Origin of the sequence: uncultured Methanobrevibacter sp. (assembly GCF_902788255.1) — an archaeon.
In the GTDB taxonomy this organism is placed as follows: domain Archaea; phylum Methanobacteriota; class Methanobacteria; order Methanobacteriales; family Methanobacteriaceae; genus Methanocatella.
The window spans coordinates 12,682-30,000 of the sequence record NZ_CADAJR010000030.1; the positions used below are offsets into that span (position 1 = coordinate 12,682).

Consider the following 17,319-nt stretch of genomic DNA (forward strand, 5'->3'; position numbering starts at 1 on the left):
TTATGGATTATAGACATCAATAGTCCATTCTCCATCAAAAACAGCAGCGCAAGAAGTTACCGGTTTTTCATAATTTGCAAAGGTACCTTCATCAAAAATGTATTTTGCAGCTTCTTCAGAGTTCTTAGCTTCAAAATCAACTTTGTCATGAACCTGACTACCATATGTTGAGATAAATACCGCATCACCATATGGCACCTGTTCAACTAACAGTTTCTTGTCGTTGGCAATTCCAACATAACAGCCATATTCCTCTTTCTTGTTTGTTGATGTGACAACAGCAGCAATCCTTGGAGTGTTATAGTCATCCTTTTCATAATCCATAGTGAGCAATGAATAAGCGATTGCATCCTTGATATTCATTCCCAAAGCAATTTTGTCTGCTATAACATCAGTATGAGAACCATTGGAAACAATTGCCATATCCCTTACAATACGAATACTATTATAAGTGATATATGTGTTCTCATAAATATCCTTTTCAAAACCTTCCTTTGGAACAACAGCCGCACGATTATCAAATTTCAGACATCTCCTATTAGGAAATGACCTGCTTGATACCCTGTATGCCACAAAAGGTTTACCGTCACAATTCATACCAGTTGATAAAATTCTACCCGTATACATTTTAATCCCTCAATTCTTAAAGTTCTGGACGTTGAACAGCTTTTTCTGGTGGAACTCCAGGAGGAGTGGTAATTACAATCTCACCAGGTTTAATGACAACTTGTCCCTGATCTATAACATTTGCCTGTACACCTACAGCACTGCCGGCTATCGAATCCGAGCGATCCTGACCGTTGACAGTAACCTTATGCAAATTAGCTACTGGCATAACATAATATTCCTGGTCCCCAGAAACATCAGTTACATTAGGTTTTCCACTTGCGTCTTCAACTTGGTCTGCAGTATCTGTCTGCACATCTGTTGCTGAAAAATTACTGGTAACTACTAAGAAAATCATTATTGTAAAAAGAATATCAATAAAAGGAACTAAATTAATACTTGGTTTTTGATCTAAAAATTTCTTTTTATGTTTTTTTACATCAATAGCCATAATATCACCTTATTGTCTCAATTTACTCTCAGTAATTTCAGCATTAACATTACATTTCTCTAAAATAATATTTGCAATACTTTTATCCAACATACTTGGCTTAAAAGAAACTTTAATATTAGCGTAAGGGTCTGAAATCAGTCTGGTATTTACAACACCTTCAGCTTCCTGCAAAGCTTCCAGTGCACATTCCACATTGGAGTCAACTCTAACTTTAACTACCGCATATCCCCAGTTGGTCATTTTTGTAGCGAGTTCAATTTTATCCATTTCCGCTTCAATAAGACCTTGAATATAGGTATACAGAGGTAATAATACAATAGCTACCAGAAGTCCCATGATTGTGGTTGTCAAAGCAACATAAATACCTTCCGCCATAGCGGCAGAGTCCGGATTAACACCTAAAGATTTAAAAGTCATCCAGATACCAATAACAGTACCGATTAAACCTAAAAATGGAGCAAGCTCTGTAAGTGTTTTAATTGTATTCAAACCTTTAGTCATCTTAGCAACTTCAACAATGAAAATCTGCTCCATACTTTCCTCAACCTCGGTCTTATTCTTATAACCGATTTTGAGAGTTTCAGAAATAATTCTAGAAATAGGATTTTTAAAACCATTAATCTGTTTTAAAGCTTCGACAGCTCCGCCCCTTTCCATAGATGAGGTTACTACACCGAATATCTCAGTAGTATCAACTCTACTAATCTTTCTAAGATATGCTATTTTTCTTAATGAAATAATCAGACCATAAATACCAACAAAAAGAATTATATATGTAATAATTCCCCCTTGAGTAAAAATATCCATTAGTCCATCAATAATAGGCATAATATACTCAATAATCATTTTTATCACTGTAAAATATATCCTTGAAAATCCTTTATAAAAATATTATATTAATTCATATACTTAAAATTAATCAAAAAAAATTAGTTAAAATTATTTCATTTTTGCAACGGTATTCCATGACCTTCTAACAAAGTCAGGCATTTCATCATAAGTATAGTTAGTGAGGAATTTTTTTGTGGTTGGATCTGACGGATATCCGGAACCTATGCCTCCAGATTTGATAAATTCCTTATTTATTTCTGCAATTTGAGCATCCCTTTCTGCCTTTGCAATAATGGATGCCGCACTAACCTGAATATAGGTATCATCAGCCTTATGTTCAGATATGATATCATATCCTGTATCTTTTCTGAGATTTTCCTGAAACCTTTCAGCCTTCACATCGACTGCGTCAACAATTGCCTTTTCAGGTTTTAATCTTAAAATAAGTTCTTCCATGGCATTTTTTTCAATTTCATTCAAATTGATGCCATCTGCTCTCATCTCATCGATTTCACGAGCAGTAATTATAATCATGTCATATTCAAACATCTTCTTTAACTTACGGGACAATATGGTACGGCGGTTTGGAGTCAATCTTTTTGAATCCTTAACGCCCATACGGTCAAGGACCTTTTCCATCTTTTCAGGAACTATCACTCCGGCAATTACCATAGGACCTAAAACAGATCCTCTACCCGCTTCATCAATGCCTAAAATATCCATAAAAATCAAAAAATAAAAAAAAGATGAAATAAAATAAATTTATTTCATAGCCCTAAGACGGACTTCAGGTTCTAAAGCTAACGGTTCTGCAGCAACGATTGCAGTACCTTTTGCTACAACAGTCATTGGGTCTTCGGAAATTTCTATTGGTATAGCAATCTCATCAAAGATTCTTTCTTTTAATCCACGAAGTCTTGAGCTTCCACCAACAGCAACGGCGTTATTGTAAACACCCATCATTAATTCCGGAGATAATCTTTCTAAAATAACATTCAAACCATCAACAATTTGTTGCATGAATGGTTCTACTGCATCAGCAACGAGCATTGAATCGATGACAACTTTTTTAGGTCTATTGGTTTCTAAGGATTTACCAATGATTTCAACACTTAAGTTTTCAAGTTGTTCGGAACAGTGCACCATTCCAACTTCGATTTTCGCGGATTCTGCATCATGAATACCAATAGCTACATCGTATTTTTCTGCTACAAGTTCTACGATTTTGTTATCAACGTCATCTCCACCACATCTAACGGTTTCAATATCATTAATACCACCAAGGGAAATGATTACAATATCAGTTGAACCTGCACCGATATCCACAACCATAGTACCGTTTGGTTCTGCGATTGGCAAACCTGCACCGATAGCTGCTGCAAGTCCTTCACTGATTACAAGAATGTTTTGTGCACCAGCTTTCCTTCCGATTTCTTCAGCAGCATTTTTTTCCACTTCAGATGCATCACCAGGAATACCGATAACGATTCTTCCTACAGTTTCACCTTCATTAATACCAATTTGCATTGCTTTTATGAGTAATGCCTGTGCCTGTACAACATTTTCAATAACTCCTTTTTTCAAAGGCCTTACTGCTAAAATGTCTTCAGGAGTTCTTCCAAGCATTTTTTTAGCTTCTTCACCCACTGCTAATACTTCAGCAGGATCGTCTTTTTTAACTGCAACAACAGATGGAATTTGATATAAGTCAAATTTGTCACCTGACGGTTTTGCAATTACTGTATTTAAAGTTCCTAAATCTATTCCTAAACTGTTACTAATGATTTTAGTGTCTTCAGTTTGTGGTTCTTCATCTTCATTTCCAAAAATATTCATGATTAATCCTCCGTTACAATGTCTCTAAAATCGATAACGAAAACTCTATTAGATGTAGCTATACTTTGAACTTTATTAACCATTGCCTCCTTTTCAACAGACATCAATATCGCTGATAAAACCACTTCATTTGCATTATAAAATGGTTTGAGGACAGATTTAACAAAGTTTGGTAATTTAACCTCGTTACTTATGTCTATATTAATAAATCCAGTAGTCTGTGATTCCTGTGAGATTGAAATAGATATTTTTGATTTCTCAATTGCAGAAACAACATTCCTGATTACATCATCAGGCGCAACCAATATCATCAAGTTTGGTTCTTTTGAAAGATGGCGTTTTGAAACTTGGATGTATGCACCACCCTTCTTTTCAGCTTCAGCTTTGAATTCACTTAATCTATAAGCAGTTCCATGAAGCATGATAAAATCAAATTTCTTATCTATCTTGCCCTCATTTAAGATAACATGCTCCCTAAACAATATTTTTACTTCATGATTTGATGCAATAGCCTTATATGCCATTTCATCTATCAATTCAACATTACCTGCAATAACACACCAATACTTTTCAACTTCATAGTTTTCATCGGATGCGACCATTGCGGCCTGTCTGAGCATGCGTATCTTTTCTTCAATCATTTAACTACTCACAAACTTTTAATACAAACTATTTTTAACATGCAATAAATTGAATTTGATTTTATTGAATTTTGAGCAATAATTCCCCAATTCAATACGAAATCAAGAAATTTATTGATGGTTAATAACGTCTAACAATTAATATTTATTAAAAATATTATTATATATATTTTGTCTTTTAATGGACTTTTTTTAAAAAAAATTGAAAAAATGCTTATAAATAATTTATAAAACATAATTATCAAATTAAAATATAAAATAAGTTGAAAAATATGGTAAAAATAGGATATTTTGAACAATTTTAAAACAGACCTAAAAATAATAAGTTAGTATCAATAAATTAAAAAATAAGTAAAAATTAGGTAAAATAAAACCCAACATTAATAAGAAATGAAATATATAGTAATATTTGGAGTTAAAAATGCATGACATTAACACTAAAATGAAAAGTTTTATTGCAATATCCGACATCATATCCCTACTGAATATGAGTTCAGGGTTTTTATCAATTCTAAGTTCAATAAACAATGACTTCAAACTAGCTGCAACCCTTATGATCATTGCAATCATGTTTGACTCTGCTGATGGTTGGGTAGCAAGAAAAACAAATAGACAGGACGAATTTGGCTTCGGGAAAAACATCGATTCACTATCGGACATCGTTTCATTCGGAGTAGCACCTGCAGTATTTCTTTACAGTTGCACAAACACCACCCCAGGCATTTTCCAGACAATAGTAATTGTTATCAGCCTATTAATTGTCATTTGTGGAGTTCTAAGGTTGACAAGATATAATGTAATTTCGGATAAAATCAATTCCTCTGATTTCATTGGATTTCCAATTCCTGGAATTTCATTTGTCCTTGCCACATTTTACCTAAGCGGATTGTACAATCCCTACATTGCACTGGTACTGAGCATCATCATCTCATTTTTGATGATTTGCAACATCAGATATCCTAAATTCGACAATATGGCATTAATTGCAATATCCGCAGTATTGATAATATTGCTGATTTTACCAATCAACCTGATATTATTCAATATAAACATTCCAGCACTAATATTACTGTTATTCTGTCTTTACTACCTTCTAATTAATTTAATTAAACATTAAGCAAAAATTGCTCCTATTGATTAAATTAACCATCAAACCAAAAAAAAATTAGGAGTATTTAAAATGAATACCGACAGACCGCGTGATCCACTTTATCCGAAGGGTTTTGAAGAGACACGGGAACTGAAAAAACAGATGACCAATGAACTTCAAAAGCCAACCAAAAAAGAAGAACACGATGAATTGACACCATTGAAAAAATTAAACCACAAAATTGGTGTTTATTTATCCCCAAAATCAATTGACATAAGTGATGATGAGAAAAAAAGAAAAATAGGTGTTATAATAACGACAATAATCGTGATGACACTGATAATTTCAGCATACTATTTCATAATTTACGAACCCTCACAGGAACAGCTGTCACTTGCAAAAACAACAAAGCTAAACGAGCTTCATGACCTGTACTCAGGAGGAATTGCAACATCAGAAAATGCTTTCATATTGGAAAACAAAATCAATGATGCCAAAACTCCTGAAGAAGTCGAAGCGACAAATATCATTGCACCAGCAACCAAGGACTGGAGAGAATTTCATAAAAAGTCCATCAACCTGAACCAGGACAAATACAACAGGACAATGGCAGTTTATGAAAATGAGAGCAAAAACGTGATAATGCCAATTGCTAAAGCCATGGAAGTTGTCAATGCAAATGATGCAACAATCCTATCACAGATGAAGTTTGAAGAGCCAAATACGGTTTCAGTACCAATACTGGTTTCAAGACTTCAGGCGGGAGCCGGACTTGTGAGTGTAGGAAGCATTGTCGACATCTACACCAACCATAACTCAACATATGGAAATGAGACAAATTCAACATCCCCCGAAATAAGCGGATGCACAGTCCTATCCATCATGAGATATGAGGAAAACGGTGAAATCGATTCCGAATATTCCAAATCCAAAATGAGAGTTGAAGGAAACATGACCAATCCTCATGAAAACACAAAAAGCTTTTCATCAGATGTCCTGGAATTGATAAAGGCATCGATCGTCAATGGATATGATGAGGACAAGACATTTAAAATGCTTGAAGACTATGGAGTAAAACTGTCAAACTATGAAAGGCAGATAAATCTGGGAGATTTGGATGCACAGTATATGCTTTTGGTTGAAACGCCGCAGGACAAGGTCAATTATCTTCTGGAAAACATGGACAATATCGTATTGACCATTCCAACTTCTGAAGCACCTGACTGGATGGTGAGTGAAATCAGTGAAACATACCAAAATTAAAAATAATTTAATAGTAGAATAACAAAAATGATATTATGAATAAACCAACAATATCCACTATAATTGTTATAATTTGTTTACTGATTATAGGATTATATGCAATGGGGGAGGTAAACTATTTTTCAACAAAAGTGGCTGTTGAAAATAGTAACCCTATTGACACTCCCAAAATTTTAATCCCTTCAATAGGTGTTGACGAACAAATTAACACAGAATCATTGAATCTGGGCGTATTAAGTGATCCTGGAGAAAATGTGCCAACCCAAGATCCAGTCATATTGTATGGGCATAGGACACTTCAGGGCTCACCGTTCCTAAGATTGAACGAACTGGGAAATGGAGACACATTTCTGCTTGAATGGCCAGGAATTGGAGAATTGAAGTATAGTGTTGTAAGTACACAAATCGTGCCTGCAACATATCAACTGAATGCGGAAGGGGCAAACACAGTCTATCTGATAACCTGCGATCCGATTGGGTCAACAGAAAACAGAATGATAGTTCAGGGAACACTGATTGAACAAGGCCCTATCAATACGCTAGCTATGCAAAGCAATCCACAGGCATCAAATGCCCTTATAATCACTGTAATATTTTTGGTTATCGGACTGATATTCAGTTTCCTTTATCCTAAAGACAACAGAATATACATTCTGGCATGTGTACTGATTATTTTTGCAATTCTTTTATTCTGTTGCATACATCCAATCCCATCCGAACAAATTTACGATAAGATTATGTTTTTAAATGGAGGTGCATGGAATGGAGGTTGATGAAAAATACTTTTCAAATATAACAACCCGTGAAAGGGCAATATTTGAAGGCGCAATAAGCATGGGCGCACTGTTCCACCAGTTTGTAGGAACACCTGTCAATAAAAATACAAAGGAAAGCCTTGAAAAGGCAATGGAAGAATCTTTAAATCTGCAACCTGCTATTGAAAAGGTTGAAGTCAAAATAAGATTCGACAAGCTGGAAGAGGCAATGACTGAATTCGACTACACATCCCTTACCGGAGACATGCTGGATGTTAAAATACATACAAAAGTAGATGATGTGGTTGCAGTCATAAGAATAGAATTCATCGAAGAGTTAAACTACCCATTGATGTATGTTGAAGATATCAAGGATTAAAAAATATCCTTTAAATCTTTTAACAACTCTTCCAAATGATTTCTTTTAATGTGATTCATTAAAACAACACGGATGGCAACCGGACATTTTGCAACGGAAACTTTCCATCCTAAATTTTCTAATTTTTCTGCCAAAACATTCGCATCCATATCAGGATGATTAAAGGCAACAATATTCAGTTCAGGTTCACAGACGATTTCATAACCTAATTTTTTCAAGTTTTCATAAAAAAACATTGTATCATCCATCAACCTCTTAATAAGTTTGAAATAACCTTCTTTTCCGAAATATTTCATTATGGCATAAGTTGCGGCGGATGAGGCACCCAAACGGGTTCCAACAATTGTGGATTGAGTTTTGACTGTCAGATATGGCGAATCAACAGCCATGACATCAAGATACTCTTCACGTCTGAAAATTATTCCCCCCGCAGGAATCGGAGCCAGACCCATCTTGTGAGGGTCAACAGTTATTGAACAGACTCCCTCAAGTGAAAAGTCAAAAACGGGCAAATCATAACCGGATTCTCTTAAGAAAGGGATTGAAAATCCACCGAATGCAGCATCAACATGGAAATATATATTGTTTTCAAAAGCAATTTTTGAAATTTCCTCTATTGGATCGATTAATCCCAACTCAGTTGTTCCGGCAATTGCCACAATAGCTACAGTTTTGGAAGATATAGCCCTTTTTACGGATTCAACATCAATTTTATAATTGTCATCAAGTTTGGCTTCCACAATTTTCAAATTCAACATATCGGCCGCTTTTTTAAAAGAAAAATGAGCGGAATCAGGAATGATTATTTCACCATCAGTTATTCCCTTATATTTCCTTGCATGATTTCTTGCAGCACGTATTGCCATTAAATTTGCTTCGGTTCCACCAGTAACAATATTACCATAGGCATTGTCCAAAGACAACATTTTCCCAATAGATTCTATGACCTTTTTCTCAATTGTTTTGGTTCCCCTGAAAAGACCAGGGTCCCCTAAATTGGTATCCAGGAATTTACAATAGACTTCCTTAGCAAATGGATGTGCTTCAGTACACATTGATCCCAAAATCCTACCATCTGCATAATCATAATCCAACTTATGCAATTCCTCCAATTCCTCGAGAATAATCTTCTTATCTACTGGTTTATCGTCCATAAAATAACCTAATTAATTAAAATATAAAAATAAAATTAAAAAAAAGAAAAAATAAAATTATTCGATACGCTTACGAGCAGCATCGAGAATAATTTTTTGTTCAGCACGTGCAACAGTTTTTCTCACATCAGCAATAGCATCGGTATTTGATGATACACTTGTGATTCCAAACTCTACAAGTTTTTCAACAATGTGAGGCACACTACCTGCTTGACCACAGATACTGCATGTGACACCCGCTTCAGCACATTTTCTGATTGTTCTTTCAATCAGTTTCATTACTGCAGGGTGTTCTTCAGAGTAGTGTTTTGCTACAAACTCGTTGTTTCTGTCAACAGCAAGAGTGTATTGAGTCAAGTCATTGGTTCCTAAACTTACAAAGTCCAAACCGATTTTGATGTACTCGTCAATCATGATTGCAGCTGCTGGAATTTCAACCATCATACCAAAGTCAACATCTTTGTGAGGTTCAAATCCGATTGAAGAACATAAAGCCTTAGCCTGTTTGAGCTCTTCTGGGTTTTGTGATAAAGGAATCATGATTCCAATGTTGGTGTATCCTTTTTCGTGCAATTTTTTAATAGCTTTGAATTCACATTTAAGAATTTCAGGTTGATCGAGTTCCCTTCTGATTCCTCTCCAACCGAGCATTGGGTTGTGTTCCCTAGGTTCGTTTTCCCCACCTTCTAAAGTGATAAACTCATCGGTAGGTGCATCAAGGGTTCTGTACCATACTGGTTTTGGATAGAATGCGTCTGCTACAATTTGAACATTGTCTGCAATAGTGTCGATTAACTCGTCTTCTCTTCCGTCAGCAATGAATTTACCTGGGTGAATACCGGAAGTTAACATTAAGTGTTCGGTTCTTAAAAGTCCAACACCGTCTGCACCTGTTGCTGCTGCCCTTTCAGCTGCTTCAGGCATACTTACATTAGCTTTAACTTCTGTTACAGTAATAATTGGTGCTGCTTCAACAGTACCTGCCACTGCTACAGGTTCTTCTTTAGCTTCAGAGATTCCATCAAATACTAATCCTTTTTTACCGTCAAGGGTTACTCCTGAGTTTTCTTCTAAGGTAGATGTTGCATCACCGGTTCCTACAACACAAGGAATACCAAGTTCTCTTGAAATAATTGAAGCGTGACAGGTTACTCCACCTTCATCAGTTACGATACCGCTTGCTCTTCTCATAGCAGGCACCATATCAGGAGTGGTCATTGTGGTAACCATGATGTCTCCATCTTTAATCTTATCTAACTCATCGATATCCATAACGATTTTGACTTTACCTGCAGCCATACCAGGGCTTGCTCCAAGACCTCTTACTAAAACATCACCTAAATCTGATGCTTCATCGTCGTCTTCAGCTACAACATCACCAAGAGTGGTGATTGGTCTTGCTTGTAATAAGAAAAGCATGTCTTTTTCAAATGCCCATTCGGTATCCATTGGTTCACCGTAGTGAGCTTGTACCCTTTTACCCATTTCGGTCAATTCAATGAGTTCATCATCTGACAATACTCTTTCTTTTCTTTTTTCTTCAGGAACTTCAACTTTGACACTGGTTCCGTTTTCATCGTTGGTGTACATTACTTTTTTATCACTGATTGTGACATTGACGATTTCATTGTCCTTTTTGTCAACTTGATAGTTATCAGGAGTTACATCACCGGATACTACAGATTCACCGAGTCCCCATGATCCTTCAATTAAAGCAATTTCTTCACCAGTTGATGGATTTACGGTAAACATTACACCAGCTTTGTCTGCATTAGCCATTTTTTGAACAACAACTGCAATGTATACTTTGGAATGTTCAAAGTTATTTTCTTCCCTGTAAAAGATTGCTCTTGCTTCAAACAATGATGCCCAACATTTTCTGATGTATTCAATTACCTCATCATCTCCGGACACGTGTAGAAAAGTGTCTTGTTGACCTGCAAATGAAGCTTCAGGCAAGTCTTCAGCGGTAGCTGAGGATCTGATAGCTACATCAGTGTCTTCTTCACCGACTCTTTGACATAATTCATTATAATATTCACGGATAAATAATACTAAATCATCTGGAATAGGAGAATCAATAATGATTTTTTTAATGTCTTCGGCAGCAGCTTGAAGAGCTTTAGTATCATTAATATCAATTGCATCAAGGATGCTCATGACCTTATCATTGATTCCTGCCTCATTCATGAAATATTCATAAGCTTGCGCAGTTACAACAAAACCTGGTGGTACTGGAATGCCAGCTTGGGTTAATTCACCTAAATTAGCACCTTTTCCACCTGCAATACCAATATCGGATTTACTTAATTCCTCAAATTTTTTAACATACATGAGATAGACCTCTTGAATTAAAAATATTCATACATTGACAATATAAAAAATAGTCAATATTATATTTTAATATGATTTTCAATGTTTAAATATTTAATGAAAAAAATGTTGAAATAAAATGAGATGAAAAAAAGAGTAAAAAAAGAATAGATTAAAAAATCTATTTGATTAAATCTTCGCCTTTGTCGACAACAATTTTGCAAGGAACTGGTAATTTCATACCTGCTCTTTTGAGTGCAACTTTTGCTTCTTCAAAGTTTTTAGCGTTACAGTCAATGGTAATAATCCTTTGACCTTTTTTAACAATAGCTTCAACACTGATAGGTTTACCGAAAGCGTTTCTCATACCACTTTGTACCCTATCCGCACCTGCACCGGTAGCCATTGGGTTTTCCCTTACGATTTGGTGAGGGTATACTCTTAATTTTAAGTGGTATCCCATTCTTCCTGCAGCTCTTTGCATTAATCTGTTAGAAGCAATCCTTGCTGCTTCTAAAGAGTTGTGTCTAATTTGAGCTGGTTTTTTAACAGCTAAACTTAATGATACTGGAAATTCATCTTTTAAGTTTCCCATATCATATTGTACAATTCTTGAATTTGGGGTTTTTCTAATATAATCTCTTCTAGTATAAGCACGAACCATAATTATTCCTCCAAAGTTAACATAACATGTTATTAATTAAAAATAGCTAAAAATAATAAATTTTCCACAATAGCTATATAAAAATTATATCGTAATATAATAGAATACTTAAATATATTGATTAAGTTATTAATAAAGGTTACCATATTTTCAAAATTTTTGCCACAACAAATATTTTAGATATGAAATAACATACTATACTTTATGAAGATAAGTGGTGATCTGCAATTTATATATAAAAGTGAAGATGATGCAAAACTTGTGTATGAATCTCTAGAAGTGGACAATGAAAATTATCTGGAATCCGAATTAAATGACAAATCCATAGACTATCAAATCAATAGTGAAAAGTTAGGGACATTTCTGGCAACTGTTGATGATTTAATCGCTTCCGAAATTGTTGTTGAAAAAATCATCGATAAGACTAAACAATGAAAACTTTTATATAAATAAAAATAAATATATATAAACTAATATAATTAATTTGTTAGAGAGTGTAATTTATGGAATGTTATTATCATCCTGATAGAGACGGTACAGACACCTGTGCCATATGTGGAAAATCAATTTGTAAAGAATGCGGTTTAGAAATAGCCGGTAAAATTTACTGTAAAGAATGTTTGGAAAAAATTGTAGGTCTTGGAATAGACAACAGCTCAAATAAACCTGCTCAACAGGAAGTTGTTCAAGAACCTGTAAGAACCGAACCTGTAAGACTCAACAAACAACCAGTTGATGAAAGCATATACCAAACCAAACCTGCTGTTGAAGAGATACCTCAAGCTCCTGAACCTGTTGAACCAGTTCAGGAAATCAAACAAATTCGTGACGATTCTCCATATAACATAAAGGACAATATCCAATATGAAGGAAGTCTTGAAACATCCTACATGCAAGAAAATGAACCTATTCAACCTCAAAGGGTAGAACAAGCACCTATTGCTCCGGAACCACAAGTTGCACCACAAGCTCCTGTTGCTCCGGAACCACAAGTTGCACCACAACCTCAACAAGCACAGGAATACATTTATCCTGACCATTCATATGAACCACAGCCAACCAGTGCCAGAATGGAATTAGAGGACAAATATGAAAGATATTTAGATGATTTATATTTCGATGAAAATGAAGTTCCTTTAGGAGAACAACTCGCTAAAGATGAAGAACAATTCGGATCTTTAACAAGAAAAGAATATCCTCCTAGGGAAAGACCTCTCAAAGAACAACCACCTAGAAATGAAACACCAGAAGAAATGGAAGCAAGAATCAGGGCGGAAATTTTAGCTGAATCAAAAGGTGGCAAAGAAGTCAAGGATAAGAATATCCACAACTTGAACTATCAGGAAGAAAAAGAACCAATGAATGTTGTTGACATTCTCTTAACAATTGTATTAATTATTGTAATCTTGATTGTAATATACTATTTAATTTATGTATTCACATTAAATGCTACATACCCAACATTCATGGATGCAGTATATGCACTTTCAAACCCACAAAATGTTATAAATAGTATGTTAAATCCGCCTGCTCAAGTATGAAATCTTTTCATGCTTGACTTTTTCTTTTAATTTTTCTAAACTGTTTTTATTTTTATAACCCAATATCCGAATATTTGACGGATACTTTTCTATATATTGTGAAATTACTTCTTTTGGAATTGGATTTTCGAGTATGCTCATTATTCTTTGTTTAAAGTGAGAAGAAAATCCCTGCAATATTGACTTTTCAAGTTTTTCCAAATCATCATAAGGCCTGTTATCAACAATATTTCGGGCAAGCCTTTCATTGAACATGTTTAATTCTGCCAATTCCTCAAAGGTAAAATTATTTGCGGTGTTTAAAATAGCTTCCTCATCACGAATGCCAAAAATAATTCCGTCCCTTTTTATTTCACGTTTCAGAACTTCAATGGTCTTTTGAGGCATCATGTCCATAACATCATCAAAATTATCCTTCTGGATACTTTCACGTATCAGGGTGCCGCTCACTCCTTCAATCCTTTGGACAAATATGAATTTTTCCTTATAGTCAAAGCCGATTTTACTTAAAGAGTTTGAAAATGAAGTGATAACGTAATTGTCTTCCTCAAGCTTTCCTTTCATAATGGTTTCATGGCTGGTCTTATCAACAATCTTATATGGTTTTGAAGCAATGTGATGGCCCATATTTATTCTTTTCAATATCTCATCCATTCCATCAACCGGTTTGTATCCCCTAGGAATATAATCGGTGTTCAATGCCTGAAACATCTTACATAGGCATAATGAGTATTGGCCGGATCCCATAATCCCCATCGGAGGACCTTCAACAACAATGTCTGCACCAACTGAAATTGCAATTTCTGCCCTGATTTCCCTTGGCAATATATATGGTATACCTCTGCCACTTCTCTCAAATAACCCTGGCACAATTGCTACAAATAACGATTCATCAAACATACCTTTTGCAGTTTTCATGCAATGAAAATGACCGTTGTGTAAAGGATTATACTCAGTGAAATCAGACACCAAAATGCAATCTGAAGATGTGTCTGAAATTTCGCTTTCCATATGAAAATCATTATAGAATAATTCTTTATCCCTTTTAAGAATATCTGAAACTTGAGCCATAATAAAAAATTTATTTTTTAAATTAAAAAAAGTTATCTTTTAAGAATATGAATAACAAATATGAAAATAAGGTGATAATCATGGATTTGGTTTTGAAAAATTGCAGACTAGTAAACGAGACCGGCCACTATTACATAAAGGTCGAAGACGGAAAAATTTCAGACATTTCAAAAAGCACAATAAAAGCGGACGATACAATTGATATGAAAGACAATTTTGTTCTGCCAGGTTTTATCGATCCCCACATTCATTTCAGAGACCCTGGATTAACCCAAAAGGAAGATTTTAAAACAGGAAGCGAGGCCGCTGCAAATGGAGGATTTACAACTGTAATTGACATGCCAAATACACTGCCAAAGACAAATACCTACAAGGCACTTAAGGAAAAAATGCAGATAGCCAGGAACAAGTCCGTTGTAAACTTCAAACTTCAGATTGGACACAACAGCCTTGAGGAAATGGAAAAGATGATGAAACTTGATCCGATATCAGTCAAGGTGTTTATGGATTTGGAAAGTGATGAAAGTCTAGAGAAAATATTCCATGATTTATCAATATTAAAGCAAACCACAGATTATAATGGACTTGTTGCAACACACTGTGAGAAAAAATCCATTGTTGAAGCCGAAACCACAAGATTACAAGAAAAAGATGAAAATCCTGCAATCGACTACACATATGCAAGACCTACCCGCTCTGAAGACGAATCTGTAAGCCAGGCAATTGAGCTTGCAAGGGCAAATGATTTGCGTTTGCATATCTGCCATCTAAGTTCAAGAAAATCATTAAGTATGGCCAAAAGTGCAAGTAAAACCATGCCTGTAAGTTGGGAATTTACACCCCATCATTTACTGCTTGACAATACTGCATACAATATACATGACACATTCATAAAAACAAATCCACCACTAAGACCTGCAGAGGACAGCATCAGCATAAGTGATTTGGATGAGACCTCCATTATCGGAACCGACCATGCCCCTCACACACTTGAAGACAAAACAAAGGGAACCTGGGCATCATCACCTGGAATTCCAAATCTTGAAACAGTGGTTCCGCTCTTATTAACCGAAGTAAACAGAGGAAACATCTCATTTGACATCATTCCAAAAATCTTCAGCGAAAACTCATCAAAAGTATACTGTCTTGAAAATAAAGGAAAAATCAAGGTCGGATATGATGCCGATTTTACTGTAATTGATATGAAAAAAACAGGCAAATTCAATATTGAAGAATTTAAGACAAAAGCAGAATACTCTCCATTTGACGGTTGGGAATATCAAGGAACACCAATAATGACAATAGTCAATGGAAAAGTAATAATGGATAAATTATAACTAATTTTTAAAAAAAAAAATAAGAAATAAATAGGTGTGTGTTTCCACCTATTTATAGCATAAAGCGTCTTCCGGACAAGCTTCCATACATTGACCACATAAAGTACAGAATCCTGCAATTGGTAATTTAGGATTATCTGATTTGTGGAGCATATCGTATGGACATGCTTCTATACAGTCACCACATGCGTCACATTTAGATGGGTTGAATTCGATTCTGTCTCTTGTAACAGTTTCGCCGTCGATTTCTAATTCAATAGTACCGACGTTTAAAGCGTCATTACCACAGACAGATGCACAAGCACCACATCTAATACAGCTAGTGAATGAAGGTTCTGAATCGGTTTCTTCTAAAGCTGGGCATAACATACCAGTTTTAGTTACTACACGAATTGCTTCTGTAGGACATTTGTTAGCACAAGCACCGATGAAGTCACATTTTTCAGCGTCACGGCCAATACCTTCAGCATCCACAGGAGCACCTTCACCCCATTCAACATTGATGTCTAATGCATCAACAGGACATAATTTTACACATAAACCACATGCAGCACATACACTAGGGATTGCAACAGTTAAGGTAGCACTGTTTGCAGTAATGAAATCTCCAGGACATGCTTCTACACAAGTGTTACATCCGATACATTTAGCTGCGTCGAAAGTGAATGATTCAATTTCTTTAGTACGTTTAACAGGTACTTTTTCAGCAATGTAAATTGCGTTCCATGGACAGGTTTGTGAACATAATCCGCATCTGATACAATCATCATTTACAGTAATAGGACTTCCTACTTCGTCAAGAGTAATTGCATTTACAGGACAAGGATCTACACAAGTTCCACATCCAACACAGTCAGCGATGTATACAGGACCTTTTCCTTTAAGATCGAGTTCGTATTCTTTAGGTTCGCAAACACCAGGAATACCGATAACATCAACTGGACAAATTTCAACACATTTTTGACACATTACACAGAATCCTTCTACTTCTTTTAATTTTTCACCAGTGACTTCGATAGTTTCTTGTGGACAAACTTCTGCACATTTACCACAGGAGTCACAAAATACTGAGTTGAATACTAATCTTGCTTGTTCTACACCTTCAGCAATTTCGTACATTTCAACTTTTAATGCTCCATTAGGGCAAGCATCTGCACATTTTGGTTCACCGCCACAAGTGTCACAGTGAATAATAGTAGTAGGTGTTACATCAATAGCTGAGGTAGGGCAAGTACCTTCACATGCGCCACATTTAATACAGCCATCTTCGTTAAATACAATCATCTATAAAAACCCCCTTAAATTTAGAATTTTTTAATGAGGTTTCCTTCACTGTCTACAATATCTACTTCAGCTAATCTCATTTGACTATCCATTGAGTGGG

At 35.3% G+C, this 17,319-nt stretch carries 18 protein-coding genes; 7 read left to right on the top strand and 11 right to left on the bottom strand.

The genetic code is table 11. From position 1 onward, the window contains the following. From QZV03_RS09065 to QZV03_RS09090, 6 genes are all read right to left on the bottom strand, one after another. Positions 1 to 627: an IMP cyclohydrolase gene (locus QZV03_RS09065; protein ID WP_296876029.1), complete on the bottom strand. Its 627-nt coding sequence runs from the start codon at positions 625 to 627 to the stop codon at positions 1 to 3. Positions 628 to 643: 16 nt separating this feature from the next. Beyond that, positions 644 to 1,057 (bottom strand): biopolymer transporter ExbD, encoded by a 414-nt coding sequence (locus tag QZV03_RS09070; RefSeq protein WP_296876031.1) that lies wholly within the window; start codon positions 1,055 to 1,057, stop codon positions 644 to 646. A gap of 9 nt (positions 1,058 to 1,066) precedes the next feature. After that, positions 1,067 to 1,906 carry a MotA/TolQ/ExbB proton channel family protein gene (locus QZV03_RS09075; protein ID WP_296876033.1) on the bottom strand — a complete coding sequence of 280 codons (840 nt, stop codon included), beginning with the start codon at positions 1,904 to 1,906 and terminating at the stop codon, positions 1,067 to 1,069. A gap of 93 nt (positions 1,907 to 1,999) precedes the next feature. Beyond that, entirely contained in the window at positions 2,000 to 2,614 is a 615-nt protein-coding gene (rnhB, locus tag QZV03_RS09080) for a ribonuclease HII (protein ID WP_296876035.1), read from the bottom strand. A 39-nt stretch (positions 2,615 to 2,653) separates the two neighbouring features. Further along, a complete protein-coding gene (locus QZV03_RS09085; RefSeq protein ID WP_296876037.1) occupies positions 2,654 to 3,727 on the bottom strand; it encodes a rod shape-determining protein in 1,074 nt (357 codons plus the stop codon). Positions 3,728 to 3,729: 2 nt separating this feature from the next. After that, positions 3,730 to 4,347: a hypothetical protein gene (locus QZV03_RS09090; RefSeq protein ID WP_296876039.1), complete on the bottom strand. Its 618-nt coding sequence runs from the start codon at positions 4,345 to 4,347 to the stop codon at positions 3,730 to 3,732. A 442-nt stretch (positions 4,348 to 4,789) separates the two neighbouring features. On the opposite strand from QZV03_RS09090, the gene QZV03_RS09095 reads away from it, so the two are divergent. The 4 genes from QZV03_RS09095 to QZV03_RS09110 all read left to right on the top strand — a co-directional run bounded on the left by QZV03_RS09095 (position 4,790) and on the right by QZV03_RS09110 (position 7,855). Then, a complete protein-coding gene (locus QZV03_RS09095) occupies positions 4,790 to 5,485 on the top strand; it encodes an archaetidylserine synthase (RefSeq protein WP_296876041.1) in 696 nt (231 codons plus the stop codon). A 63-nt stretch (positions 5,486 to 5,548) separates the two neighbouring features. Next, positions 5,549 to 6,721, top strand: a complete 1,173-nt coding sequence (locus QZV03_RS09100; protein ID WP_296876043.1) for a DUF515 domain-containing protein — start codon at positions 5,549 to 5,551, stop codon at positions 6,719 to 6,721. A gap of 35 nt (positions 6,722 to 6,756) precedes the next feature. Then, positions 6,757 to 7,494, top strand: coding sequence for a sortase (locus QZV03_RS09105; RefSeq protein WP_296876045.1), 738 nt, complete (start codon positions 6,757 to 6,759; stop codon positions 7,492 to 7,494). Continuing rightward, positions 7,484 to 7,855, top strand: a complete 372-nt coding sequence (locus tag QZV03_RS09110; RefSeq protein ID WP_296876047.1) for a dihydroneopterin aldolase family protein — start codon at positions 7,484 to 7,486, stop codon at positions 7,853 to 7,855. Before QZV03_RS09105 ends, QZV03_RS09110 begins: the two co-directional genes overlap by 11 nt. Here QZV03_RS09110 and mfnA read toward each other — a convergent pair. The 3 genes from mfnA to rplJ all read right to left on the bottom strand — a co-directional run bounded on the left by mfnA (position 7,852) and on the right by rplJ (position 11,986). Further along, positions 7,852 to 9,009: a tyrosine decarboxylase MfnA gene (mfnA, locus tag QZV03_RS09115; RefSeq protein WP_296876049.1), complete on the bottom strand. Its 1,158-nt coding sequence runs from the start codon at positions 9,007 to 9,009 to the stop codon at positions 7,852 to 7,854. The two genes, QZV03_RS09110 and mfnA, sit on opposite strands and share 4 nt — an antisense overlap. A 57-nt stretch (positions 9,010 to 9,066) precedes the next feature. Continuing rightward, positions 9,067 to 11,343, bottom strand: coding sequence for a phosphoenolpyruvate synthase (gene ppsA, locus QZV03_RS09120; protein WP_296876053.1), 2,277 nt, complete (start codon positions 11,341 to 11,343; stop codon positions 9,067 to 9,069). Positions 11,344 to 11,503: 160 nt separating this feature from the next. Then, complete coding sequence (rplJ, locus tag QZV03_RS09125) at positions 11,504 to 11,986, bottom strand: 50S ribosomal protein L16 (RefSeq protein ID WP_296876055.1); 483 nt, start codon at positions 11,984 to 11,986, stop codon at positions 11,504 to 11,506. Positions 11,987 to 12,190: 204 nt separating this feature from the next. Between rplJ and QZV03_RS09130 the strand changes: the two genes are divergently transcribed. Together QZV03_RS09130 and QZV03_RS09135 are read left to right on the top strand one after the other, a co-directional pair. Beyond that, positions 12,191 to 12,421 carry a KEOPS complex subunit Pcc1 gene (locus QZV03_RS09130; protein WP_296876057.1) on the top strand — a complete coding sequence of 77 codons (231 nt, stop codon included), beginning with the start codon at positions 12,191 to 12,193 and terminating at the stop codon, positions 12,419 to 12,421. 68 nt (positions 12,422 to 12,489) lie between these two features. After that, positions 12,490 to 13,527 (top strand): ATPase, encoded by a 1,038-nt coding sequence (locus QZV03_RS09135; protein WP_296876059.1) that lies wholly within the window; start codon positions 12,490 to 12,492, stop codon positions 13,525 to 13,527. Here the strand turns inward: QZV03_RS09135 and QZV03_RS09140 are convergent. After that, positions 13,504 to 14,598 carry a nucleotidyltransferase family protein gene (locus QZV03_RS09140; protein ID WP_296876061.1) on the bottom strand — a complete coding sequence of 365 codons (1,095 nt, stop codon included), beginning with the start codon at positions 14,596 to 14,598 and terminating at the stop codon, positions 13,504 to 13,506. The two genes, QZV03_RS09135 and QZV03_RS09140, sit on opposite strands and share 24 nt — an antisense overlap. A gap of 80 nt (positions 14,599 to 14,678) precedes the next feature. Between QZV03_RS09140 and QZV03_RS09145 the strand changes: the two genes are divergently transcribed. Further along, positions 14,679 to 15,935 carry a dihydroorotase family protein gene (locus QZV03_RS09145; protein ID WP_296876062.1) on the top strand — a complete coding sequence of 419 codons (1,257 nt, stop codon included), beginning with the start codon at positions 14,679 to 14,681 and terminating at the stop codon, positions 15,933 to 15,935. Between the two features lie 48 nt (positions 15,936 to 15,983). On the opposite strand, the gene QZV03_RS09150 is transcribed toward QZV03_RS09145, so the two are convergent. After that, positions 15,984 to 17,219 carry a 4Fe-4S binding protein gene (locus QZV03_RS09150; protein ID WP_296876063.1) on the bottom strand — a complete coding sequence of 412 codons (1,236 nt, stop codon included), beginning with the start codon at positions 17,217 to 17,219 and terminating at the stop codon, positions 15,984 to 15,986. Between the last annotated feature and the right edge of the window lie 100 nt (positions 17,220 to 17,319).